This is a genomic window from Hymenobacter seoulensis, assembly GCF_054780535.1.
The window spans coordinates 1,511,274-1,534,278 of the sequence record NZ_BAAGWD010000001.1 but is presented as its reverse complement, the minus strand read 5'-3'; the positions used below and the strand labels follow the sequence as shown (position 1 = coordinate 1,534,278).

Sequence of the window (23,005 nt, the reverse complement as noted above, 5' to 3'; positions counted from 1 at the left end):
AGAGAGATGAGACGGGAAGTTGCAGAAACTTATCGGTTCAGGCGAGCCTGTCCAAACGGGCAGCGTTCCAGCACCACGCACCGACCGCAGGCGGGCGTATGAAAGTAACAGCATTTCTGACCATGAAACATCAGCGCCTCGTGGTGGTCGTATACCTGCTGCGCGTCCCAGCCCTCGGGTAACAACGCTTCTAGTAAGGCATGAGAAGCCTCCGTCCCCACTTTTGGCCCAATGAGGCCCAGACGCTGGGCCACGCGGTGATGGTGGCTATCGACGGGCATGGCCGGGCGCCGCAGGGTGCTGAAAAGCAGTACGGCCGCGCTGGTTTTGGGCCCTACTCCCGGCAGCTGCTCCAACCACGCCCGGGCCTCCGGAATGGGCAACGTAGCTAGGAATTCCAGGTCGCAGGGGCCGCCGCAGCGCTGACTTACCTCGCGCAGCACCTGTTGCAGACGCGGGGCTTTCTGCTCGGGCCAGGTGCAGGGGCTGATGGCTTCTTCTACCTCGGCCGTGGGGGCCTCACGCACGGCATCCCAGCTCGGAAACCGGGCCCGTAGTTGCTGGTAGGCGCGGTGGGAGTCCTGGTTGCGGGTCCGGTGAGACAACATGGAGCTGATCAACTCACTGAGCGGGTCCTTGGTGCTGAAGAACGGAAACGGCGCGCCATACTCAGCGCACAACCGCTCATGAGCCCACAGGGCCAGGTCGCGGCGCTCAGCAAGGGTAGTATCAGGTGCAGGCAAGGAAGAAGATTTCACTTGGTAGCCTACGCAACTGTTGGCCGTTGAGGTTAGCTGGGGCATAAAAAAGCCTTCCCACTGAGGTGAGAAGGCTTCTTATTACCAAGAAAACGGTTGCGCTATTGTCCGCGGTTGTAGAGCAGAATAGCCTGTTTGATGTTGTTCTGCTGCTTGCCGCCAATAACCAGCGGCACAATGGCCAGCGGAATGGCCGCATACATCAGCGGCGAGAGTGAAAAGCTATTGCTGCCGTTAAAGCTGGAGAGTACGCCCGCCAGCATCAAACCACCCGCCCCAATGTAGCTGAGCGTGGTATAGGTTTGGTAGCGGCGGGCACTGGCCAGCAGCTGCTGCGAGCCCGCATTATCAGTAGTTGCCAACTGCAGGTTCCGGATGCTCAGGTCTTCAATAGGGCCGTTGTCTTTGCTGAAGTACTCCTGACGCACGGTGCGGTAGCCCCCGAAGCCGCCCATACCACCGTAGGGGTAGCCGCCGTAGCGGCCCATGCCGTAGGGGCTCATGCCGTACGGGTTATTGGAGTACTGCTGGCTAGTGATGGAGTACAGGCTGATGCGGCCCACCCGGTCGCGGCGCAGAGTGGTTTCGCGCTTGGAGCGGCCTGGCAGGGTAGTGCGCACATAGAAGCCGGTTTCGTCCTCATAGTAGCGCACATCGTTCAGCTCGAAGCGCTGCTGTCCATCAACCAACACAAACGTGCGGCCCAATAGCGGCTGCTTTAACTCTACATCATACCCTTTAATCACCTGGCCCGATTTCAGGCCCACAGCATAGCGGCTGGTATTGGCAGGCGGCAGCTGAGTTTGGCGCTGTTGGGTGCGGGCCGAGTCGGGCACGGCCGGCGGAGAGGCCAGCGTACGGGGCTGCGGGGCGCGGCGGGCAGTATCGGCCGGGGCGGCAGGCGTAGCGGCTGCGGGGGCAGAAGCTGGCGCTGGCGCCGGAACGGTAGCCGGCTGCGGAGCGCCGGGCAGCGTGTTTAGCTCACGCGGCGTTTGCTGCGCCAAGGCCGGAAAGGCCAGCGCGCAGAGTGCAAGTAGGGAGAGAGAACGGAGCGACATACGAGCAAATAAAGCAGAAAGCGGAGAATATCAGACGCCAAGCCCCCGGACAGTGCAAATTGTGGGCAGCAGGCCCCTCGAAACAGCAGATTTCCGCCGAAGGTGCCCGGGCTGCCCAGCAAACGAAAATCCTCATTTCCAGCGTATGTGCTACTTTCCGGCAGGTGCGGTTTTTTTGCCTTGAGCACCCTAGGGGCTGAAAGGTTGCATCCTTCCAGGAGCCAGCTGGGCTAGTATGGGGCAGAGGTTTGCGGCTGCGAATGGGGTAGTACTTCTGCCTGCGTGCGGCAATGTCGGCATCAGGGCCGCGCTGCCCATGGTTGGGGCATAAGCGGGGCCTAGTGTTGCCTATTACCGCAGCAGCTTTTCCAGCAGACTGATGCTGTCAACCATGTCGGTGCTGGTTTCAAAATCCAGGGGCTTGATGATGTAACCGCTTACGCCCAGGTTTTGGGCGCTGAGGCGGTCGACGTCCATGCCAGAGGTAGTGATAATGAAAACCGGGATGGTGCTTAGCTCCGGATGCGTGCGGATTTCTGCCAGAAACTCGTGCCCGTTCATTTTAGGCATGTTCAAATCAAGCAGAATTACCTCTGGCAGCGGCTGAATCTGTTCCACGCCGTTGGTGCCAAGTAGCATATCCAGGGCCTCTAAGCCGTTGAAGGCAGTGTACAGGTGATGCGGAACGCTGAATTTCTCGAAGGCTTTTTGGGCCGTCATGGTATCAAAGAAGTCGTCTTCAACAAGCAGAACTGAGCGCATGAGGGAAGGAGAATGGAGTGGTTGAAATAAGCGAGACGCTGCCGCGCAGGTATCGGCGGCGGGCTAGGCTGGAGGGTTACTTGGGCCAGGTGAATATAAAGGCGGCACCCTGCCCTTCGGCCGAATCAATATGAATCGTGCCCTTCTTCTCTTCTAGAATCTTTTTTACGATGCTGAGCCCGATGCCGGTGCTTTCGGCGGTATTCCGGTCGCGGAGGGTCTGAAACATCAGGAATACTTTCTGGTGAAACTGCGGGGCAATGCCCGGGCCGTCGTCCTGCACCCGAAACTCATAGCATTCATCTACATCGCGGCAGCTAACAGTAATAAGGCCATCGGGCCGGTTGTGGTATTTGGCGGCGTTGCTCATCAGGTTTGTGAGCACCTGCTGCAGGCTAAGGCGGTCGGTGACAAAAGTAGGCAGGGGAGTAGGGGTTTCGACGCGAAACGTAGGCGGCACCACCAAGTCGGCTACTTCCTGCACCAACTCCTGCACGTTTACTTCTTCCAGCACCTGCTCCGCGCGGCCGGCGCGGGCATACGCCAGCAGCCCGTTAATGAGGTCTTCGAGCCGATGCAGGCGCCCCTTCATCATGTCCAGGTATTGGCGCATCTGCTCGCTGAGTTCCTGCGGCAGCTCGTCCTCAATCCATTTCATAACGGTTACTACCCCGCGCAACGGCGCTTTCAGGTCGTGGGAGGCTACATAAGCAAACTGATCAAGCTCCCGGTTCCGGTTTTCCAGCGCCGTAAAGCTATTGTCCAGGGCCTGGGTCATGTGGTTGAGCGCTGTGGCCAAGTTGCCGAGGCTGTCCTGCTCCAGGTCAGATATTTTAACGGAATAATCGCCCTGCACTACCCGGTTTGCTAGCCCCTCAATCAGCCTAATCCGGTGTGCAACGCCTTCGTTGCTGCGGGTAAGCTGTAGCTGTAGCTCTTCATTGGCTTGCAGCTCTTTGGTAATCTTGCTGAAAAGCCATAGCACAATGAAAGTGGCCAGCACCGCCGATACCACAATGGCAATGGGGGTGGTTTTCTCAAAAAACTCCTGCCGCTGCCGGCGGCCGCGCAACAGAAGCTCCTCATCCAGGCGCAGGCGCTCCAGTAACTGGCGCAGCTCCATCTGGCGCTTCCGGTCGCCGATTACCAGCTGCCGAACTGCCTTGATACCGGGTTTTTGTTTGGTCCAGCTATCGAGGTATGCTACTTCTTCCTGCATGGCCTGCTCCAGCGTATCGAGGCGCTGCTGCTGGCGTTGGTTATCAAAGGTAAGTCCGCGCAGCAGGTTGAAGTCGGCGTAGGCAACCGGTAGCACCTCGCGGAAGGTTTGTAAGGAAGCTGTGTCGTTGAGCAGCAGATAGCCGCGTACATGGCTTTGGGCGTCGCGCATGTGGCCCCGCAAGCTGGCAGTGCCGGCCAATACCTGGTAGGTATGCTCTACCTGCTGGGTGTAGTAGGAAAGCTGCTGGATGCTGTACCACGATGTCAGGGACGTTGCCAGGAGTACTCCGAGGGCAATGACAAAGCCCAGGATAATTTTGGTGTTAAGCGTGAAACCCATGAAGCGCGGCAAAAAGTACAAGCGGCAAATGCGGGCCTAAGGTACAAGCTGCCGCCGGACTGTGCCCTACCAGACCGCGCGGCCCGAGCAGGTTGGCTGCGTATCTTCGTGGCGCCAGATACCACTACGTGCTACCAAAGCGTTGCTTTGGAAATGCCCTTATTTCGCCTTCATGCCCGATTTCATTACCAGCCCGCAAAACCCGCGTATTAAAAATTTGCTTCGTTTGCAGCAGAAGTCATCGGAGCGGCGGGCGCAGGGCCTCACCATTATTGAGGGTTTTCGGGAGCTGACCATTGCGCATGGTGCCGGGGTAGTGATAACCGCCCTGTTTGTGTGCCCGGAGCTGGCTGGCCCGGAGCGCCAGCAGGAGCTGCACCGGTTGTTTGGCGCCAACGGTCCCGAGTGGTTTGAGGTATCAAAAGCCGTATTTGACAAAGTTGCCTACCGTGAGGGGTCTGATGGCCTGCTTGCCCTAGCAAAGCCGCCCCTGCTTACGCTGGAGGCTCTGCCGCTGCCGGCCGCGCCGCTGCTGCTGGTGCTGGAAGCCGTGGAAAAGCCGGGCAACCTGGGCGCCATTTTGCGCACCGCTGATGCGGCCCAGGCCACGGCCGTTATCGTCTGCGACCCACGCACGGATCTGTTCAATCCCAACGCCATCCGGAGCAGTATTGGCTGCTCCTTCACGGTGCCTACCATTGCCACCACTCGTCCCGAGCTGCTGGCGTGGTGCCGACGCCACGGCATCCGGACGTACGCGGCCGCCCTCACGGACCACGCCGTGCCCTACACCACCTGCGACTTCCGGGGTCCCACTGCCCTCGTAATGGGCACCGAGGCTGATGGCCTGACTCCGGAGCTTATGCAGGCCTGCGACCAGACCATTATCATCCCGATGCGCGGTGCCATCGACTCCTTAAACGTGAGCACGGCCACCGCCATTCTCACCTTTGAAGCCGTGCGCCAGCGCGGAGCTTAGCCAGATGTCCTATCTTGAGGCTGCAATAGTTGAGCTTTAATGGATTCTGGAAGGCAAATGCATTGTTTGAGGTGGTTGGAGCAAGTGGCCTGTATCAGCCAACAGCCACGGGCGTTGCTATGCAATAGAGGCTGGTCAGGAGCATACAGTGTTCGGATGCCTGCAGTGGTTCCGGGCCAGATAGTGGGTAAGGTATAAGCATGTGGCAATGAATCGGCTTATCCTTTTTTTCTCCTCACACGCCCGGGCGTACCGGTTTGTCTTTTTTCTGGCCCTAGTGCTGCTGCTGGCTAGCACATATCAGCGCGTTATCAACCTCGATGAATCCTGGATTGGCGAGCAGGCGTACTGGGCCGCCAAAGAGGGCGTGGTGCGTTCTGAGCTGTTTAGAGGTTTCATCCAGGCCGAGATCCGGCAGCTGGTGTATCATAAGCTATTTGTGTGGCAGGGTGCCGGTATGGTGCGGCTGTTGGGCTGGTCGGTGCTGAGTTTGCGCCTGCTGAGTGTGCTGTACCTCATGTTGTTTGGGGTGCTTAGTTACCGCTATCTGCAAACCCTAGGCCTGCGCAACCCCCGAACCGCCACCTTCCTGTTTTTCTCACTGCTGTTGATTAACGCGCTGGTGGTCGAGTTCAGCTTTATGTTTCGGCCCGAGCTGATGCTTATGAGCCTGGGGTTTGCCTCCTGGGTGTGCCTAGAGCAAGCGCGGCCGCCCGAACGACGACTGTTGTACTGCATTGGTGCGGGCGCCCTAGCCGGGTTAGCGGCCCTTACCCACCTCAACGGGCTTATTTTTGTGGTGGCCGGCGGCGGAGTGCTGCTGTGGCGGCGCAACCTAGCGGCGCTGGTTGGGTTTGGACTGCCAGTGCTCGTTTGTGTGGGGCTGTACTTTCTGGAAGTAGTCGTTACCGACTCTTGGGCGGCCTTCTGCCAACAATTACAGCCCGCCATGAAGCAGGAAGGTACTACCCTGTGGGGCTACGTAGAGCGCCTGCTACAGGAGCACAAACGCTTGTTTCACTCCTCCAAAGAAGCCTCGCTTTCCGTATTTGCGCTGCTGGCGGGCTACGTGCTTTTCCGGCTGCGGGCCACGTTTCCGGCGGGCTGGCTAACTGAAGTGGTGGGCTACACGGTGCTGCTGATAGCGGCGCTGGCTTGCATTGGCCAGAATCGCAACTCGTTTTACACGGTGCTCTACATTCCGTTCCTTGTGCTGCTTATTACACTGGCCTTCGACCGGCTCTCGGTGGTAGAAGGAAATCGGCCGCTGAGTGCCGTAATGGGCGGGTTGTACGGCCTGTACGTGGTGCTGAACTGTGGAAATATCTTCTACCTGATTAATCTGCATCAGGATACCGTGCGGCAGAATCGGTTGTTGGCGCAACATCTGGCTCCCTATCAGGGCAAGCGGGTGGTGGCGCCTTTGTCGTTTGTGTTCAATGAAATTGGCCGCTTCCAGATTCAGGGCACGTTCTGCTATCATCTGCTGGCTACCAATGGCTTCGCCGGCACCAGTGCTCAGTCGCCGCTGTGGTTTTTCAACCGCGCCGCTGAGTTCCAACGACAGGTGCTGCTGCTCGACGACGAATCGTTGAAGGTGCTGCAGCTGCCGCGGCCAGCCGTGGCGGGGCAGCAGTTTGGGCAGTACCGTTTCAGCCATCAGTTTCAGCGCTTTTACATCTACGAAGCTTTGCCGCCGGCTCTTCCTCGCTGATTGCGGCGGTTTGCGCCATACGCGACCCTAGTAAATTGCCTGGGAAGCTGGCCTGTTAGGTGTGGTAGTGCCGTTAGGTACTAGGCCTTGCTCTTCGGTAAACCCAGCGGCGGGCGTCACGTTTCGATGTACTAGTGTATTTTGGCCAGACTCTTCCTTAGGCTCCCGCAATGAACCAAGCTACTGAACAACGCACCATTCGAGTTTACGGGCAGGTGCAAGGCGTTTTTTATCGTCAGAGCGCGTCGCAGCAAGCCTCCAGCCTCGGGCTGGCCGGCTACGTTCAAAACAATCCGGATGGCACTGTAACCTTGAAAGCCGAAGGACCTGCCGCCGCCCTTGATGCGCTGGAAACCTGGTGCCGGCAAGGCCCCCCCGCGGCGCGGGTAGAGCGGCTGGAAGTAACCACCGGCGAACTACAAGGCTACCGCGGCTTTGAGGTGCGTCGGCACACTGCATAAGCTCATGAAATACTGGATGTTTCTACTGCTGGCTATTCTGGCCGAAACGGCCGCTACCACGGCGTTGCGGGCCTCAGAGCAGTTTACCAAACTGCTACCCAGCGTGGTAGTGGTGGTCGGCTATGGGCTGTCATTCTATTTCCTGAGCCTAACGCTGAAAAGCATTCCGATGGGCATTGCATACGCCGTATGGTCGGGCATTGGCATTATCCTGATTACCCTGGCCGGCATCGTGCTCTACAAACAAACCCCCGACACACCCGCGCTTATCGGGATGTTGCTGATTCTGGCGGGTGTAGTCATTATCAATATTTTCTCGAAAACACCGGCATCCTAAGGTTACTGGCCCTACACACGCCGCAGTTCCCGCACCCACACGTCCAGCGAATCGGCGGCATGAAGCAGGGGTGGGCCTAGCGGCGTGGGCAACCCGTGGCTTTCGATTAGAGTCGAGCGCCATTCGCTTACAGTCGCTTCGCGCAGGGGCCAGGGCTCGTGCAGCAGATGCCCGCGCCATAAGCTGGAGCCATGGCTGCCGGGGCGAACCTCTGGGCCAGCGGTGTACAAGTGGTAGCGCTCCGTCAGAAAATAGGCCAAGGAGCCGCGCTTTGCCTGTGGCAGGGGGGCGCCTAGGGTCCAGGTAGCGGCAAAGGTGGCTGGCGCCGCGCCCCGGTGTGTGCGCTCAGCCGTTGCCCGCAGCGTATCACCAGCGCGGTTCAACGACATGCGTGTATGCAGGTAGGGGAGGTTGAAGAGGGTTCGGGCTGCCCACACCCCTAGGGGCTGCGTGGCATCCAAGGAAAGAAACCACACGCCCGGCACCCCATCTAGGCGGGCATAAGTGCGTACATTCAGTTCATGCAGGGCGCTCAGGCCCGGCACCGCCGGCAAACCCAAAGGCCGAATGTGGCTCATGGTGAACGGTACCACTCCCAGCCACGCCCGGCCCTCATACAAATCCAGCTCTAACCGCTCCGGCAGATACGGCCGCAACAATTCGGGCGCCACTGCCCAGTGTGCAAACAGCAAGTTGCTCCAGCGCTGGCGCATAAGGGGCAGGCAGGGAAAGCGAGCGGAAACTGCATTGGGCATAGAAATAGTGGGTAGCGGGTGTTGGATTTAGTAGTAAAACAAAAAGGGGGCAGCCATTGGCTGTCCCCTTTTTGTTTTTAGTTGGCTGGCAACTAGTCTACTTTCTTGGCGTAACGCAGACGCTCGTTTTCGTCGAGCAGGATCTTACGCATCCGCACCGATTTAGGCGTCACTTCCAGGTACTCATCCTTCTGGATGTATTCCATGGCTTCTTCCAGCGAGAACTGGCGCTTCGGCACAATCTTCACGTTGTCATCCGTACCCGAAGCACGCATGTTCGTGAGTTTCTTGCCTTTCTGGATGTTAATGGTCAAATCGTTGGGGCGGGTGTGCTCACCGATAACCTGACCAGCGTACACTTCCTCACCGGGCTCAACGAAGAACTCGCCGCGGTCCTGCATCTTATCAATGGTGTACGCAGTGCCAGCACCGGTATCCATCGAAATCAGCGAACCAGAAATACGGCCTGGAATCACGCCCTTGTACGGCTCGTACGAAGCAAAGCGGTGGTTCATGATGGCCTCACCAGCGGTGGCGGTCAGCACGTTGTTACGCAACCCAATCAGACCACGCGCCGGAATGTTGAACTCCAGGTGCTGCAGGTCGCCTTTCGGCTCCATGATGGTCAATTCGCCTTTGCGCATCGTTACCAACTCGATAACCTTGCCGGCAGTTTCTTCCGGTACGTCAACTACTAGGTGCTCAATAGGCTCCAAGCGGTTGCCGTTTTCGTCTTCGCGGAACAGCACCTGCGGCTGGCCTACTTGCAACTCAAACCCTTCGCGACGCATGGTCTCGATGAGAACGGACAAGTGAAGAATACCGCGGCCGTACACCAAGAATGTGTCTTCCTTATCGGTTTCCTTTACGCGCAGGGCTAGGTTTTTCTCAGTCTCTTTGAACAGACGGTCACGCAAGTGGCGCGAAGTCACGAACTTACCTTCCTTACCGAAGAACGGCGAGTTATTGATGGTGAACAGCATGTTCATCGTTGGCTCGTCGATGCTGATGATGGCCAAACCCTCGGGGTTCTCGGCATCAGCCAGCGTATCACCGATTTCGAAACCTTCGATGCCGGTTACGGCGCAGATTTCGCCGGAGCTAACTTCCGAAACCTTGGTACGACCCAAGCCTTCGAACACCTGCAGTTCTTTGATTTTTACTTTCTTGATGGTGCCATCACGCTTCACCAGGCTCATGTTAGCGCCTTCTTTCAGCGTGCCGCGGTGTACGCGACCAATAGCGATACGGCCAACGAACGACGAGTAGTCGAGCGAAGTAACCTGCATCTGGGGCGTACCATCCAAGGTAGGAGCCGCCGGGATAGAAGCTACCACAGCGTCGAGCAGCGGAATGATGCTGTCGGTTTTAACTTTCCAGTCGGTGCTCATCCAACCCTGCTTCGACGAGCCATACAGCGTCACGAAGTCCAGCTGATCTTCAGTAGCACCTAGGTTGAACATGAGGTCGAACACCTGCTCGTGCACCTCGTCGGGGCGGCAGTTTTCTTTGTCTACCTTGTTCACCACCACGATGGGCTTCAGGCCCAGGTCAATGGCTTTGCCCAGTACGAAGCGGGTCTGGGGCATGGCACCTTCGAAGGCATCGACGAGCAGCAATACGCCGTCGGCCATCTTCAGTACACGCTCCACCTCGCCGCCGAAGTCGGCGTGACCAGGGGTGTCGATGATATTGATTTTTACGTCCTTATAACGTACCGATACGTTTTTAGAGACGATAGTAATGCCTCGCTCACGCTCCAGGTCATTGTTATCCAAGATGAGGTCGTCGAACTGCTGGTGTTCGTCGAACAGCTTGGAGGCGTGAATGATCTTGTCCACGAGCGTGGTCTTGCCGTGGTCAACGTGGGCGATGATGGCGATATTCCGAATGTTCTGCATACAAAGGTTTTTCCGGGCGCAAAGGTACGGAATGTTTAGCGCAAAAACTTGTCGGTAATTAATTGTTAATGAGAGAGGAAGAAACTACCGACGATATGCAAGACAACTCGTTGGGTTGCTGACGTTCCCGAAAAGATGAGTTTCTGATTTTCCGCTAGGCAAGACCGAACCGTAGACCTCCTCCGTATGTTAGCCCAGCACGCGCTACCGCAGTGGTTGGCGCGTTTTTCTCCCTGATCCAACTTCTTGCCTGTATGCGTTCTTCCTTCCTGATTCTGGTGTTATCAGTACTGACACTTAACTCGGCGTGCTCCCAGAAAAAAAACGGGTCTCCAGAGAAAGCCCAAGCGGCGGCGGCCAGCGCCTACCCCAAACCCAAAGTGGTAACTGGCAAGCCAGATGAGTTTCCTATCCGCAAGACTGATGCGCAGTGGAAGGCCCAGCTGACTCCCGCGCAGTACTTTATTTTGCGCCAGCAGGGTACAGAGAGGCCTTTCGTAAACAAATACGCCAACAACCACGCGAAAGGAAGTTACTACTGTGCCGCTGACCACAACTTGCTCTTCTCTTCTGAAACCAAATTTGAATCGGGAACGGGCTGGCCCAGCTTCTGGGCGCCTGCTACCGACAGCAGCCTAAAAGTAACCGCCGACAACTCCTTGGGCATGAGCCGCGACGAACTGGTGTGCGCTAAGTGTGGCGGCCATCTGGGCCACGTTTTCAATGATGGTCCGGCGCCCACCGGGCAGCGCTACTGCATGGATTCTGACGGAATGATCTTCGAGAAGGCGAAATAACAGCTGCACTGTAATTTTGCGCACGGCCCCCTGGCAATCCAAGTCAGGGGGCCGCTTCGTTTATTACTGTTCAGTTTCCCTGGGCACTGGGCCCACTTCTCTTTTTCTATGTCAGCTCAAGTGTATTCTGATTCAATTGCCGACCTGCAGGAGTCATTGGTGCCAGCCCGCCAGCAGCTAGTGGCGCACAGCGTATACCACGCCTTGCACTCGCTGGACGATTTGCGCGTGTTCATGCAGCACCATGTGTTTGCCGTGTGGGATTTTATGTCGCTTTTGAAGGCCCTGCAGCGCGAGCTTACCTGCGTAGCGGTGCCGTGGGTGCCGCGCGGCAACCCTGCCACCCGGCGCCTCATCAATGATATTGTGCTGGAGGAGGAAACCGACATAGACCCGGAAGGCAACCCTGCCAGCCACTTTGAGCTGTATCTGCGCTCGATGCGCGAGTGCGGCGCCGATACCGCGCCCATTGAGCGCCTGCTGGCCGCCCTAGCTGGGGGCGCTACCGTCGCGGAGGCATTGCAACAAGCCCAGGCGCCGGCTTCAGTGCAGGCATTCGTGCTGGATACGTTTCGCATTATTGAGTCCGGCAAAGCGCATGCGGTAGCAGCAGCCTTCACCTTTGGCCGCGAAGATGTAATTCCGGACATGTTCCGCCATCTGGTGCACGACCTGCGCCAGCGCTTCCCCGGCCAGCTTGATACGTTCACGTACTACCTCGACCGGCACATTCAGCTAGATGAGGAAGTGCACACGCCGCTGGCCCAGCAGATGGTGCGGGAGCTGTGTGGCCACGACGCCCAGCGCTGGCAGGAAAGCCGCGAAGTGGCGGCGCACTGCATGCAGGCTCGAGTGGCGCTCTGGGACGGAATTCAGGCCGACTTGCTGAAAGCACAGGGCTAGCGCCAACCTCGCTGCCGCCAGTCCGTTAGCACAGAAGCTGGCCTGTTGTAAGTCTGGTGATTCTGTATGTTTTCCTATGAAAGTCTCTGGCTATATTCGTTTCTGCCTACCTGCCCTAGCTCTGCTGGGGGCTTGTACTACCTCGCAGGAAACCACCTCTGAAGAAAACGCGGTGCAGCGCCCACCAACCCGGGTGCTCACCGATGCCGACCGCCAGGCTGCCTACAACAGCAATGCCGGCTACCGCGGTGCCATTCCCGATGCCACCCCCGGCCGGGTTGCCGTGGGCGAGCAGGCTAGTGGCATCAACTCCCGCAAGCGCCCCGAAAGCCTGAATACCAACGACAACAACACTACCACGCCGGAAACGCGCCTGCAACGCCTCAACGGCGCCCCGGCCGACACGCTGCGCCTGCCGCCCCAATAAAGAAAGCGGCTAGCCTCTCGCAAATGGTAAAGTCAAGGGCCCACTGCTAGCTAGCAGTGGGCCCTTGACTTTATTGAGAAAAGCATCTTAGTGTTTACTGGCCGGCTTCATTAGCAGCGGCTTCGGTGCCGTTGGGTGAGGGAGCTGGCTTTGGGGCCGCCGAGCGGGAACGGCTGGGGCGCGTTGAGGTGCTAGCGGACGGTGCGGCTTTAGGCGCGGCCGGGCGGGCTGCGGCGCGACTGGCCGGAGCGGAGGCTTTGGCAGCTGCGCCCGTGCGGTTGCGGGCACGAGAGGGGCTAGCAGCTGGGGTGCCGGCAGAGGCAGACTGCTCCGAAAATCCATCAATGCTGTCGGAGGCGCCGGGAGTGCCGTTTTCCTGATGCCGCACAATGGTATGCAGGGCCTGCTCAAACAGCTGTTCCATATCCACGTCCAGCCGCTGGGTGGCGTCTTTCACTACTTCCTTCAGCTTGGCTTTGGTTTCCTGCCGAATGCGCTTTACCACCTCGTTGATGCGGCTGTCCAGCTGCTTTTGCAGTTGCTTGGCGGCGGTTTTAAGCGCCTTCTTCTGGCTCGATTTTTTAGTGGCGCGGGTATCTGCTACAACGGCGGTAGCCGACTTAGCAGCTTTAGCTGCCTTGCGTTGGGCTTTTTCAGCGGGGTCTTTGTCCTTCTTCGCCTTTTTCACTGGCTTTTCTTGCGCGGAGTTTTTCATATCGTTGGTATTAGGGAGTGCGTATTGATGTAAATACGAGGAAACGCTACAGTAAGTAGCTTAAATATAGAAGAAGTTGTATGTGGAGTGGTTCCAAGCTACAACTTTACGAGGCAATAAGCAGGGAAGGAGCAGGTGCTTGCCTCCCGGTTCCTGAGTTATACTGACTGCGTAGGGTTCCCTAACGGCGGAAGGAGCCAGCGGCGGCATCTTCCCTTTTTACTCGTTCCTTTGTATTTCAACTTATTCGCTCCGCCGGATAGTTTATCTGTTTCTCCGATTTAGACCTATGTCTGCTACTCCCCAACGCTACACCGTTACGGCGGCGCTGCCCTATGCCAATGGCCCCGTACACATTGGCCATCTGGCCGGCGTGTACATTCCGGCCGATATTTACGCCCGCTACCTGCGCGCTCAGCAGCGCGACGTCAAGTTCATCTGTGGCTCCGATGAACACGGCGTTCCGATTACCATTCGGGCCCAGAAAGAAGGCGTAACGCCCCAGCAGGTAGTAGATAAGTACCACGCCATCATCCGCGACTCGTTCCGCGACTTTGGCATCTCCTTCGATATCTATTCCCGTACCTCGTCTAAAACCCACGCTGAGGTAGCCAGCGGCTTTTTCAAGAAGCTTTACGAAGAAGGCAAGTTCATTGAGCAGACCTCGCAGCAGTACTATGATGAGAAGGCCGACCAGTTTCTGGCCGACCGCTACATTGTAGGCACCTGCCCCAATTGCGGCAACGACAACGCCTACGGCGACCAGTGCGAGAAGTGCGGCACCTCCTTGAGTCCTACCGAACTTATCAACCCTAGGTCGATGCTCTCGGGCAACCAACCTGTGTTGCGCGAAACCAAGCATTGGTACTTGCCCCTCGACCAGTACGAGCCCTGGCTGCGCGAGTGGATTGTGGAAGGCCACAAGCAGGACTGGAAAACCAACGTGTACGGCCAGTGCAAATCCTGGATCGACCAGGGCCTGCACCCCCGCGCCGTCACCCGCGACCTGGACTGGGGCGTGCCCGTGCCGGTAGCCGGAGCTGAAGGCAAAGTGCTGTACGTGTGGTTTGACGCCCCCATCGGCTACATCTCGGCCACGAAAGACCTGCTGCCCGATACCTGGGAAACCTACTGGAAAGACAGCGGCACCAAGCTGGTGCACTTCATCGGCAAGGATAACATCGTGTTCCACTGCATCATCTTCCCGGCGATGCTCAAGGCCCACGGCGACTACATCTTGCCCGATAACGTGCCTGCCAACGAGTTCCTGAACCTGGAGGGCGACAAAATCAGCACCTCGCGCAACTGGGCCGTGTGGCTGCACGAGTACCTGCAAGATTTCCCCGGCCAGGCCGATGTGCTGCGCTATGTGCTCTGCGCCAACGCCCCCGAAAACAAAGACAACGACTTCACCTGGAAAGACTTTCAGGCCCGCAACAACAATGAGCTGGTAGCCAACCTCGGCAACTTCGTGAACCGTGCTACGGTGCTCACGCACAAGTTCTTTGGGGGCAAGGTACCCGCAGCTGTGGGCTTTACCACCGAGGACGAGGACGTGTTGCGTCAGCTCAGTGAGTTTCCGCAGCGCGTGGGCGAGCTGATTGACAACTACCGCTTCCGCGACGCCCTGAACGAGCTGATGAACCTGACGCGCCTGGGCAACAAGTACCTGGCCGATACAGAGCCCTGGAAGCTCATCAAAACCGATGAAGCACGCACCGGCACGGTGTTGCACGTGGCGCTGCAGTTGGCGGCTAGCCTTGTAACGCTGCTGGAGCCCTTCCTGCCTACCGCGGCTACTAGGCTCGGCAACATGCTCAACACCCAAAAAGGCACGTGGCAACAAGCCGGCCGCCCCGATTTGCTGGCCGCTGGTCATCAGTTGGCCGAAGCGGCGTTGCTCTTCACCAAAATTGAAGACGCCACCGTGGAAGCACAGGTGCAAAAGCTGCTCGATACCAAGAAAGCCAACGAGCTAGCTGCGGCAGTATCAGCCCCAGCCAAGGAAGACATCAGCTTCGAACAGTTCCAGACGATGGACCTGCGCATTGGCACCATTGTAGCCGCTGAAAAAGTAGCTAAAACCAAAAAGCTGCTCAAGCTGAGCGTTGACCTAGGCTTCGATGAGCCCCGCACCATCGTGTCGGGCATTGCCGAGCACTTCCTGCCCGAAGCCCTCGTAGGCCAGCAGGTGCAGGTGCTGCTCAACTTGGCCCCGCGCGAAATCAAAGGCATCCAGAGCCAGGGCATGTTGCTGATGGCTGAAAACGCCGACGGCTCTTTGTCGCTGATGCAGCCGAGCAGCCACGTGCGCCCCGGCTCCGGTGTAGCATAATTGCGCGTAATACGCAGTTCCGTACCAGAGACTAGGCCTCTTACAAACACAAACCCCTCTCTTCTGCTCAGTGCAAGAGGAGAGGGGTTTGTGTTTGTAAGAGGCCTAGTAGATAAAGGGAAAGTTTAGCCTTACTTCACGTTCACCACATTCATAGCGCGCTCCAGGCCCACAGTGCCAAACAGCAATACTGCTTCGGCTGCTTTTTCCAGGCGTGCTTCCAGGTCGATTTTTTCATCGGCAGAGAAGGGACTGAGCACGTAGTCGACTTGCCGGCCTTTGCTGAAGCTGGAGTCGATGCCGAAGCGCAAGCGGGCGTACTCATCGGTGCCAAGGGTTTCCTGAATGTGCTTCAGACCGTTCTGCCCGCCCGCCGAGCCCTTGCCTTTCAGGCGCAGCTTGCCATAAGGCAGAGCCAGGTCGTCGGTTACCACTACCATCTGCTCCTTCGGGATTTTGAGCGCGCTTAGCCAATGAGCGGCGGCCTTGCCGCTCAGGTTCATGTAGGTAGTAGGCTTTGCCAGTACAAACGTGTGGCCCTTGTGCTTGATTTCGGTGGTGAAGGCATGACGACCCAGCTCAAAGCGGGCTTCGTGCTTTTTTGCTAGGTAGTCGCCTACCATAAACCCTACGTTGTGCCGCGTATCGGCGTACTCCGGCCCAATGTTGCCCAGGCACAGAACAAGGAACTTCATAAAACAGCAGGTTAGAACGAATTTGTGGGGTTGCGCGGATAATGGCAGCTAGTGAACTGCGCTACTCTTGCTTTTAGGGCGAAAGCAGCTAGCCACTAACACAACAAAAGAGCCGCCCTGCAAGCAGAACGGCTCTTTTGGTAGACAGATTGACTCGGGTACGAAATTCGTGTACTCCGAACAGTCCGCCGTAATCCGTGACTTATTTCTCAGCCTGCAGCGTGCCTTTCAGTGCGCGCGGGATGGTTACGGTAGCAATAGGAGCCATCATGTTGGTGAGGATGGTGTAGCCTTTTGGCTCAACCTTGTTCACCTTGATGGATTTGCCCAGAGCCAAGTCTGAAATATCAACTTCCACGTAGTCGGGCAGGTTTTCGGGCGAAGCCTTCACCTTGATCTTACGCAGTTTGCTAACCAGCTTACCACCAGCCAGTACGCCCGGCGATACACCGATGTACTTCACTGGAATGTCCATTTTCACTTCTTTGCCTTCTTCCAGCTCCAGGAAATCGACGTGCAGCAGCATTTCGTTTACGGGGTGGAACTGCGCGTCCTGCACGATAGCACGACGGATGTCGCCTTCGATGTTCAGGTCAACGATGTGCACCTCGGGGGTGTACAGCAACTCGCGGAACAAAATGGCCGGAACGGAGAAGTGAACCTGGTCAGTACCGCCGTACAGTACGCATGGTACGTACGAATCGAGGCGGAGTGCTTTGGCATCCTTCTTACCGAGATTCGCTCTTTTAAACCCTACAATCTCGAGGCTTTTCATAAACGTGTTCTTTTGAAGAGAAAATCGTTTACCCACAGCAGGTAAACGGGCCGCAAAGATAGGCGGATTGTTTGGGAATAGAAAGCTCTATATAAACCTAGCTAGTCATGCTAAGCCTAAGGAGCCCCCTGCCAAGAGCCCACGCACCTCACTGACGTACTTGCGTAAAGACAGGCCGTCATGCTGAGCAGAGCCAAAGCATGACGGCCTGTATTTGGCTATTACTGGTAGTCTATATAAACAGCGAGCTGATGGACTCGTGAGTTACCACGTTGCGGATGGCTTGCGCGAATAGCTCGGCCAGTGAAATGACCCTGATCTTGGGGTTTTCCTCCTTCAGCGGAATCGTGTCGGTGATAACCAGTTCTTCCAATACCGAGTTGCGAATCCGCTCGTGGGCGGGGCCGCTAAGTACGCCGTGGGTAATAACGGCCCGCACGGATTTGGCACCGCGCTCCATGAGCAGCTCGGCGGCTTTGCAAATAGTGCCGGCCGTATCCACGATGTCATCTACCAGCACCACGTTCATGCCCGTCACATCGCCGATTACCTGCATCGAGGCAATTTCATTGGCCCGGAGACGCATTTTGTCGCAGACCACAATTTCAGCCCCGAATTTCTTGGCGAAAGCCCGCGTGCGCACTACCCCTCCCACGTCGGGCGAAGCGAAAATCAGGTTATCTAGCCCCAGCGACTTGATATAAGGTACCGATACCGTAGCGCCATCTAAGTGGTCAACGGGGATATCGAAGAAGCCTTGGATCTGGCCGGCGTGTAGGTCACAGGTCATCAGGCGGTCGGCACCTACGCTTTGCACAATGTTGGCCACCACTTTGGCGCCGATGCTTACGCGTGGCTTGTCCTTGCGGTCTTGGCGGGCATAGCCATAGTAGGGCATTACCACCGTCACAGAGGCCGCCGAGGCGCGCTTGGCGGCATCCACCATCAGTGCCAGCTCCATCAGGTTTTCGGCGGGCGGGTTGGTGCTCTGAATCAGGAACACCGCGCAGCCCCGGATGCTTTCATTAAAGCTGGGCCCTAGTTCCGTATCGGCGAAGCGCTGGAGGCTAAGGTCGCCGAGCGGGATGCCGTAGGCGGCAGCAATTTGCTGGCCCAGTTCGCGGGAGGCATTGCCCGCGAAGATTTTTACCTGCTGTGACATGGGGTGGTGGATGAGAAGGAAAATAAAAAAGCGAAAGGCGCCGACTCTTCCGATGCAGGAAGAATCAGCGCCTTTCGCGTTGTGTTGTCGGTTGTCCGACCAGGGCTCGAACCTGGACTTTCTTGAATCAAAATCAAGCGTGTTGCCAGTTACACCATCGGACAATTTCCAAAGCGGTAACCGGTGTAGGTGTGCCGTTTGGTTGTGCAAATGTACAGCAGCTTTTATTGAAGGCAAATTTCCCGCAAACTTTTTTTTGCTCTACTAGGCCTGTGTAGGCCTCAAACCAACCTTTTTTAGTTGATTTTCAGCCATTCAGAGGTTGAAAAAAAAGTTGAGGGAGCGGGGACAACAGCTCCCTTGGCAATGCCGGGATTAAGCCGTACTTTTGCGACCTGAAACGTTGCACCCATCCCCTTATATAAAACGCAATGGCGAATACCGGCAAAATCACCCAGGTTATCGGTCCCGTGGTGGACGTGAGCTTCGCGGGTGAAGGTTCTAAGCTTCCCAACATTCTCGACGCGCTCGAAGTCATCAAAGACAACGGACAGGTAGTTATCCTGGAGTGCCAACAACACCTGGGCGAAGACCGGGTACGTACCATCGCCATGGACTCGACTGAGGGCCTGACCCGCGGTGCTGCTGTTCGTGACCTGGGCTCCCCCATTACCATGCCCACCGGCGAAGGTGTGCGCGGCCGCTTGTTCAACGTGATTGGCCATGCCATTGATGGTATTGCTCAGCCCTTGAGCGACGGTGGTCTGTCGATTCACCGCAATGCGCCGGCCTTCGAAGACCTCGCTACCTCTTCGGAAGTGTTGTTTACGGGTATCAAAGTAATTGACCTGCTCGAGCCCTACGTAAAGGGTGGTAAAATTGGTCTGTTCGGTGGTGCCGGTGTAGGCAAAACCGTACTTATCATGGAGCTGGTAAACAACATCGCCAAGGCCTACGGTGGCCTGTCGGTGTTTGCTGGTGTGGGTGAGCGTACCCGCGAAGGCAATGACTTGCTGCGCGAATTCCTGGAGTCAGACGTAATTAAGTACGGCGACGGCTTTAAGCACTCGATGGAAGAAGGTGGCTGGGACCTCACGAAAGTAGATTCCGAAGCCCTGAAAGACTCGAAAGCTACCCTCGTGTTCGGTCAGATGAACGAGCCTCCCGGAGCCCGTGCCCGCGTAGCTCTGTCGGGCCTCACGGTAGCTGAAAGCTTCCGCGATGGTGACGGCACCGGCGCTGGCCGCGACATCCTGTTCTTCATCGACAACATTTTCCGCTTTACCCAGGCTGGTTCGGAAGTATCGGCTCTGTTGGGCCGGATGCCTTCGGCCGTAGGTTACCAGCCCACGCTGGCTACTGAAATGGGTGCTATGCAGGAGCGTATTACCTCTACTAAGCGTGGTTCTATCACGTCGGTACAGGCGGTATATGTACCTGCCGATGACTTGACTGACCCGGCTCCGGCTACCACGTTTGCTCACTTGGATGCTACCACCGTACTGTCGCGTAAGATTGCCGAGCTTGGCATTTATCCCGCAGTAGACCCGCTGGACTCCACGTCGCGCATCCTGGACCCCTCCATCATTGGCGAGGAGCACTACGGTACGGCCCAGCGCGTGAAAGAAATTCTGCAGCGCTACAAAGAACTGCAGGACATCATCGCCATCTTGGGTATGGACGAACTCTCCGAGGAAGACAAGCTGACCGTAACGCGCGCCCGTCGGGTACAGCGTTTCCTGTCGCAGCCTTTCCACGTAGCAGAGCAGTTCACCGGCCTGAAAGGCGTTCTGGTTGATATCAAAGACACCATCAAAGGCTTCAACGAAATCATCGACGGCAAGTACGACCACCTGCCCGAAGCAGCTTTCAACCTAGTAGGTACCATTGAGGATGCCGTGGTGAAAGGCGAGAAGCTGATGGCGGAAGCCAAGTAATTATCGGTTACCAGTTGCCCGTTGTCAGGTATAGGTTCTTTACAGAGCCGCTAGCTGCAACGGGCAACTGATACCTGGCAACTGAAAAAACTATGCATCTGGAAATCATCACGCCGGACCGGAAGGTGTTTGAAGGTGAGGTTACGTCGGCCCGGTTTCCGGGTGCTGATGGCCTCTTTGAAGTTCTGAACAACCACGCACCCCTCATTTCGGCGCTACGGCCCGGTGAAATTGTGCTGAACGGTGGCGCTTCTTCTTTCCGCATTGAAGGCGGGGTAGTAGAAGTGTTGCGCAACAACGTGATTGTGCTGGCAGAAGGCGCTTCGGCGTAACGCTAGCCTAGTCTTTTAGAAAAAGCCTTTCCTTTGCTGGAAAGGCTTTTTTGCTTTTCACTATTTCCAGCCTGAACTCCTTCTTTACACCTGCGGCCCACCCAGCCTCTACTACCGCACATGGAAATCCACCCCAAAATCACTCCCATTTACCAAACGTCGGTTTTCAAGTTTGAAGATCTTACGGAGCTAGCCCAATACTTTGAAGAGCCGGGCAGCCGCTACCTGTACTCGCGCAATGGAAATCCCAATTCCGATGAGTTAGCGGCAGCAGTAAACACCTGGGAGGGAGGCGCTGGAGCCATAGCTACGGGGTCCGGAATGGCCGCCATTTTTGCGGCCCTGATTACGTGTTGCCAAGCCGGCGACCATGTGCTATGCGCGGCGGATATTTACGGGGGCTCATCGTCGTTGCTGAATCAGGAGCTGAGTCGCATGGGCATTAGCGTGACGTATGTGCCGTTTGAGCAGCTCTACGACCTAGATCAGTTTGTGCAGCCAACCACGCGCGCCATGCTAGCCGAGACGTTCAGCAACCCGTTGCTGCGCGTAGCCGATCTGCGCCGCCTGTCCACCGAATGCCACCAGCATGGCCTGAAGCTGATAGTGGACAATACGTTTGCTACACCTGTCCTGACGCGCCCGCTGGAATTGGGAGCTGATCTGGTCATGCACAGCGTAACCAAATACATTGCCGGCCACTCTGACGTGACGGCGGGGGTAGTAGTAGCCGCTGACCCAGAGCTAGCGGCTCGATTAAAGCAGATCAGCACCCTGTATGGCCTGACACTAAGTCCCATGGAAAGCTGGCTGGCGGTGCGAGGGCTCAAAACTATGCGCCTGCGAGTTCGGGAGCACAGCCACAATGCTCGGGCTATAGCGGAGTTTCTTCAGCAACAGCCCGGCGTGCGCGCGGTATATTATCCGGGCCTACCAGACCATCCGCAGCACGCGTTAGCGCAGGAGCAAGGTGGCGGACTTTTCGGCGGCATGCTCTCTATTCTGCTAGCCGATGAGGAAGAGGTAGTAAACCGCTTCATGCAACGAAGCACGCGGTTTCCTTTCGCGCCTTCCCTTGCCGGCGTCGACTCGTCCTTGTCTTATCCGCTGGGTACCTCGCACCGCTACCTCAGTCCGGAGCAGCAACTGGAGGTAGGTATCAGTACTGGGCTAGTGCGTATTTCCGTTGGCATTGAGCCAGTGGAAGAATTACTGGCCGATTTGGAACAGGCGCTGCGGTAGAGGATTTGTGCTTCTCTATCCCGAGGATTCAACAGCAATATGGCAGTTTGTCAAGCAAAAATTTGCCTGGCGAACTGCCATGTTTCTGTTTATCAGGCTGTAGTGTTTATACTAGCTAACGGATGTTTTGTGCGTTGTATACTGTAAAATGAACTTTATATACCATTATACAGCTGAAGGGGCCTTTTCACTAGGCCAGAATAGCCTTCAAAGCGGAAGCTACTCGTTGTAAATCGGCATCTGTCATGGCCGAACCGGATGGTAGGCAAAGGCCTTTGGTAAACAAGTCTTCGCACACGCTGCCGCCTACCATGGGCGTACCTTGGAAAAGTGGCTGTAAGTGCAGAGGCTTCCAGAGGGGGCGACTTTCTACGTTATGCGTTTCGAGGTGCAGACGCACTTGTTCAGGCGTAATGGGCGTCTCATTGGGGTTAAGCAGGATGGTAGTAAGCCAGCGGTTGGAACGGCCACCGATTGGCTCCGTGGGGCCGAAGCTCAGACCTGGCACGTTGGCCAGGTTCTTTTGATACCACGCATAAATTTCGCGGCGCTTTTTCACGCGGTCTTCCAGCAGGCCCATCTGGCCCCGACCAATGCCGGCTAGCAAGTTGCTCAGGCGGTAGTTGTAGCCTACCTCCGAATGCTGGTAATACGGCGCTACATCTTTGGCCTGTGTTGCCCAGAACTTGGCTTTCTGCGCCCACTCAGGGTTGTTGGTAACCAATACGCCACCACCACTAGTGGTCAGAATCTTGTTGCCATTAAATGAGAAAACGCCTACTGCACCGAAGGTACCCAGGGGCTGACCATGGTAGCGGGAACCCAAGGCTTCAGCAGCATCTTCCAGCACCGGCACATCAAATTCCGCTGCTAGGTCCAGAATTTCGCGAAGCCTGGCCGGCATGCCGTAAAGGTGTACCAGAATCAAGGCCTTTGGTCGGCGGCCTTGCTGGCGCATGTTTTCTAGGGCTTCACGTAGTCGTACCGGGCACAGATTCCAGGTTTCGGCCTCGCTATCGATAAAAATAGGGGTAGCACCCAGGTAGAGGATCGGGTTGGCAGTAGCTACAAACGTGAACGAAGGGCATAACACCTCATCGCCGGGGCCAACGCCCAGCAGCCGCAGGCCCAAATGGATGGCAGCCGTACCCGAGGTAAGGGCTACGCAGTGGCCCGCGCCCGTGAACTCGCAGATGTCGCGCTCAAATCCGTCCAGATTCGGGCCGGCCGGCGCTACCCAGTTGTCCTCAATGGCTTTGTGCAGGTAGTTGAGCTCGTGACGGCCGAGGTGGGGTGGGGAAAGATATAATCGGTCGTAATCCTGACTACGCATATAAAAGGGCTAAGACAGGAGCCTACAAGAAATTCTTGAGGCTCACTAAGGCAAAAGAACGGCTAA

General features: G+C 56.9%; 22 protein-coding genes and 1 tRNA gene. 11 read left to right on the top strand and 12 right to left on the bottom strand.

The annotated features are described in order from the left end of the window. Nucleotides 1-29 precede the first annotated feature (29 nt). The 4 genes from ACYVHC_RS06590 to ACYVHC_RS06575 form a co-directional block, all read right to left on the bottom strand. On the bottom strand, nt 30-743 hold the full coding sequence (locus ACYVHC_RS06590) for an endonuclease III domain-containing protein (RefSeq protein ID WP_460612871.1): 714 nt from the start codon (nt 741-743) through the stop codon (nt 30-32). A 116-nt stretch (nt 744-859) separates the two neighbouring features. Beyond that, on the bottom strand, nt 860-1,816 hold the full coding sequence (locus ACYVHC_RS06585) for a hypothetical protein (protein ID WP_460612870.1): 957 nt from the start codon (nt 1,814-1,816) through the stop codon (nt 860-862). 351 nt (nt 1,817-2,167) lie between these two features. After that, on the bottom strand, nt 2,168-2,578 hold the full coding sequence (locus ACYVHC_RS06580; protein ID WP_460612869.1) for a response regulator: 411 nt from the start codon (nt 2,576-2,578) through the stop codon (nt 2,168-2,170). A 76-nt stretch (nt 2,579-2,654) separates the two neighbouring features. Beyond that, complete coding sequence (locus ACYVHC_RS06575; protein WP_460612868.1) at nt 2,655-4,139, bottom strand: sensor histidine kinase; 1,485 nt, start codon at nt 4,137-4,139, stop codon at nt 2,655-2,657. A gap of 172 nt (nt 4,140-4,311) precedes the next feature. Here ACYVHC_RS06575 and ACYVHC_RS06570 point away from each other — a divergent pair, with 172 nt between their 5' ends. The 4 genes from ACYVHC_RS06570 (at nt 4,312) to ACYVHC_RS06555 (ending at nt 7,630) form a co-directional block, all read left to right on the top strand. Further along, on the top strand, nt 4,312-5,118 hold the full coding sequence (locus ACYVHC_RS06570) for a TrmH family RNA methyltransferase (RefSeq protein WP_460612867.1): 807 nt from the start codon (nt 4,312-4,314) through the stop codon (nt 5,116-5,118). Nucleotides 5,119-5,326: 208 nt separating this feature from the next. Next, nucleotides 5,327-6,832, top strand: a complete 1,506-nt coding sequence (locus tag ACYVHC_RS06565) for a hypothetical protein (protein ID WP_460612866.1) — start codon at nt 5,327-5,329, stop codon at nt 6,830-6,832. Between the two features lie 170 nt (nt 6,833-7,002). Further along, nucleotides 7,003-7,293, top strand: a complete 291-nt coding sequence (locus ACYVHC_RS06560; RefSeq protein WP_460612865.1) for an acylphosphatase — start codon at nt 7,003-7,005, stop codon at nt 7,291-7,293. Between the two features lie 4 nt (nt 7,294-7,297). After that, entirely contained in the window at nt 7,298-7,630 is a 333-nt protein-coding gene (locus ACYVHC_RS06555) for a DMT family transporter (protein ID WP_460612864.1), read from the top strand. A gap of 11 nt (nt 7,631-7,641) precedes the next feature. Here the strand turns inward: ACYVHC_RS06555 and ACYVHC_RS06550 are convergent, their stop codons facing one another. Both ACYVHC_RS06550 and typA read right to left on the bottom strand, forming a co-directional pair. Continuing rightward, nucleotides 7,642-8,385, bottom strand: a complete 744-nt coding sequence (locus ACYVHC_RS06550) for a YqjF family protein (protein WP_460612863.1) — start codon at nt 8,383-8,385, stop codon at nt 7,642-7,644. A 92-nt stretch (nt 8,386-8,477) separates the two neighbouring features. After that, entirely contained in the window at nt 8,478-10,286 is a 1,809-nt protein-coding gene (gene typA, locus ACYVHC_RS06545; RefSeq protein ID WP_460612862.1) for a GTP-binding protein TypA/BipA, read from the bottom strand. A gap of 254 nt (nt 10,287-10,540) precedes the next feature. Here typA and msrB point away from each other — a divergent pair, with 254 nt between their 5' ends. From msrB to ACYVHC_RS06530, 3 genes are all read left to right on the top strand, one after another. After that, complete coding sequence (msrB, locus tag ACYVHC_RS06540; protein ID WP_460612861.1) at nt 10,541-11,083, top strand: peptide-methionine (R)-S-oxide reductase; 543 nt, start codon at nt 10,541-10,543, stop codon at nt 11,081-11,083. Between the two features lie 108 nt (nt 11,084-11,191). Next, on the top strand, nt 11,192-11,986 hold the full coding sequence (locus ACYVHC_RS06535; RefSeq protein ID WP_460612860.1) for a DUF3050 domain-containing protein: 795 nt from the start codon (nt 11,192-11,194) through the stop codon (nt 11,984-11,986). A 76-nt stretch (nt 11,987-12,062) separates the two neighbouring features. Then, nucleotides 12,063-12,413: a hypothetical protein gene (locus tag ACYVHC_RS06530; RefSeq protein WP_460612859.1), complete on the top strand. Its 351-nt coding sequence runs from the start codon at nt 12,063-12,065 to the stop codon at nt 12,411-12,413. Nucleotides 12,414-12,507: 94 nt separating this feature from the next. Here the strand turns inward: ACYVHC_RS06530 and ACYVHC_RS06525 are convergent, their stop codons facing one another. After that, complete coding sequence (locus ACYVHC_RS06525) at nt 12,508-13,128, bottom strand: hypothetical protein (protein WP_460612858.1); 621 nt, start codon at nt 13,126-13,128, stop codon at nt 12,508-12,510. Nucleotides 13,129-13,417: 289 nt separating this feature from the next. On the opposite strand from ACYVHC_RS06525, the gene metG reads away from it, so the two are divergent. Beyond that, the gene (gene metG, locus ACYVHC_RS06520; protein ID WP_460612857.1) at nt 13,418-15,463 is read left to right on the top strand and encodes a methionine--tRNA ligase; all 2,046 of its coding nucleotides are present in this window, start codon (nt 13,418-13,420) and stop codon (nt 15,461-15,463) included. A 131-nt stretch (nt 15,464-15,594) separates the two neighbouring features. Here metG and pth read toward each other — a convergent pair whose 3' ends face one another. From pth to ACYVHC_RS06500, 4 genes are all read right to left on the bottom strand, one after another. Then, the gene (gene pth / locus ACYVHC_RS06515) at nt 15,595-16,158 is read right to left on the bottom strand and encodes an aminoacyl-tRNA hydrolase (protein WP_460612856.1); all 564 of its coding nucleotides are present in this window, start codon (nt 16,156-16,158) and stop codon (nt 15,595-15,597) included. Nucleotides 16,159-16,360: 202 nt separating this feature from the next. Beyond that, nucleotides 16,361-16,933, bottom strand: coding sequence for a 50S ribosomal protein L25/general stress protein Ctc (locus ACYVHC_RS06510; RefSeq protein ID WP_460612855.1), 573 nt, complete (start codon nt 16,931-16,933; stop codon nt 16,361-16,363). A 232-nt stretch (nt 16,934-17,165) separates the two neighbouring features. Beyond that, nucleotides 17,166-18,095, bottom strand: a complete 930-nt coding sequence (locus tag ACYVHC_RS06505) for a ribose-phosphate pyrophosphokinase (protein ID WP_460612854.1) — start codon at nt 18,093-18,095, stop codon at nt 17,166-17,168. A 91-nt stretch (nt 18,096-18,186) separates the two neighbouring features. After that, nucleotides 18,187-18,259 (bottom strand) — tRNA-Gln (locus ACYVHC_RS06500). 267 nt (nt 18,260-18,526) lie between these two features. Between ACYVHC_RS06500 and atpD the strand changes: the two genes are divergently transcribed. The 3 genes from atpD to ACYVHC_RS06485 all read left to right on the top strand — a co-directional run bounded on the left by atpD (nt 18,527) and on the right by ACYVHC_RS06485 (nt 21,606). Next, on the top strand, nt 18,527-20,032 hold the full coding sequence (gene atpD, locus ACYVHC_RS06495) for a F0F1 ATP synthase subunit beta (protein WP_460612853.1): 1,506 nt from the start codon (nt 18,527-18,529) through the stop codon (nt 20,030-20,032). Nucleotides 20,033-20,124: 92 nt separating this feature from the next. After that, a complete protein-coding gene (atpC, locus tag ACYVHC_RS06490; protein WP_460612852.1) occupies nt 20,125-20,364 on the top strand; it encodes a FoF1 ATP synthase subunit delta/epsilon in 240 nt (79 codons plus the stop codon). Nucleotides 20,365-20,484: 120 nt separating this feature from the next. Next, complete coding sequence (locus tag ACYVHC_RS06485; protein ID WP_460612851.1) at nt 20,485-21,606, top strand: trans-sulfuration enzyme family protein; 1,122 nt, start codon at nt 20,485-20,487, stop codon at nt 21,604-21,606. Between the two features lie 190 nt (nt 21,607-21,796). Here ACYVHC_RS06485 and ACYVHC_RS06480 read toward each other — a convergent pair whose 3' ends face one another. Next, the gene (locus tag ACYVHC_RS06480; protein WP_460612850.1) at nt 21,797-22,939 is read right to left on the bottom strand and encodes a DegT/DnrJ/EryC1/StrS family aminotransferase; all 1,143 of its coding nucleotides are present in this window, start codon (nt 22,937-22,939) and stop codon (nt 21,797-21,799) included. Between the last annotated feature and the right edge of the window lie 66 nt (nt 22,940-23,005).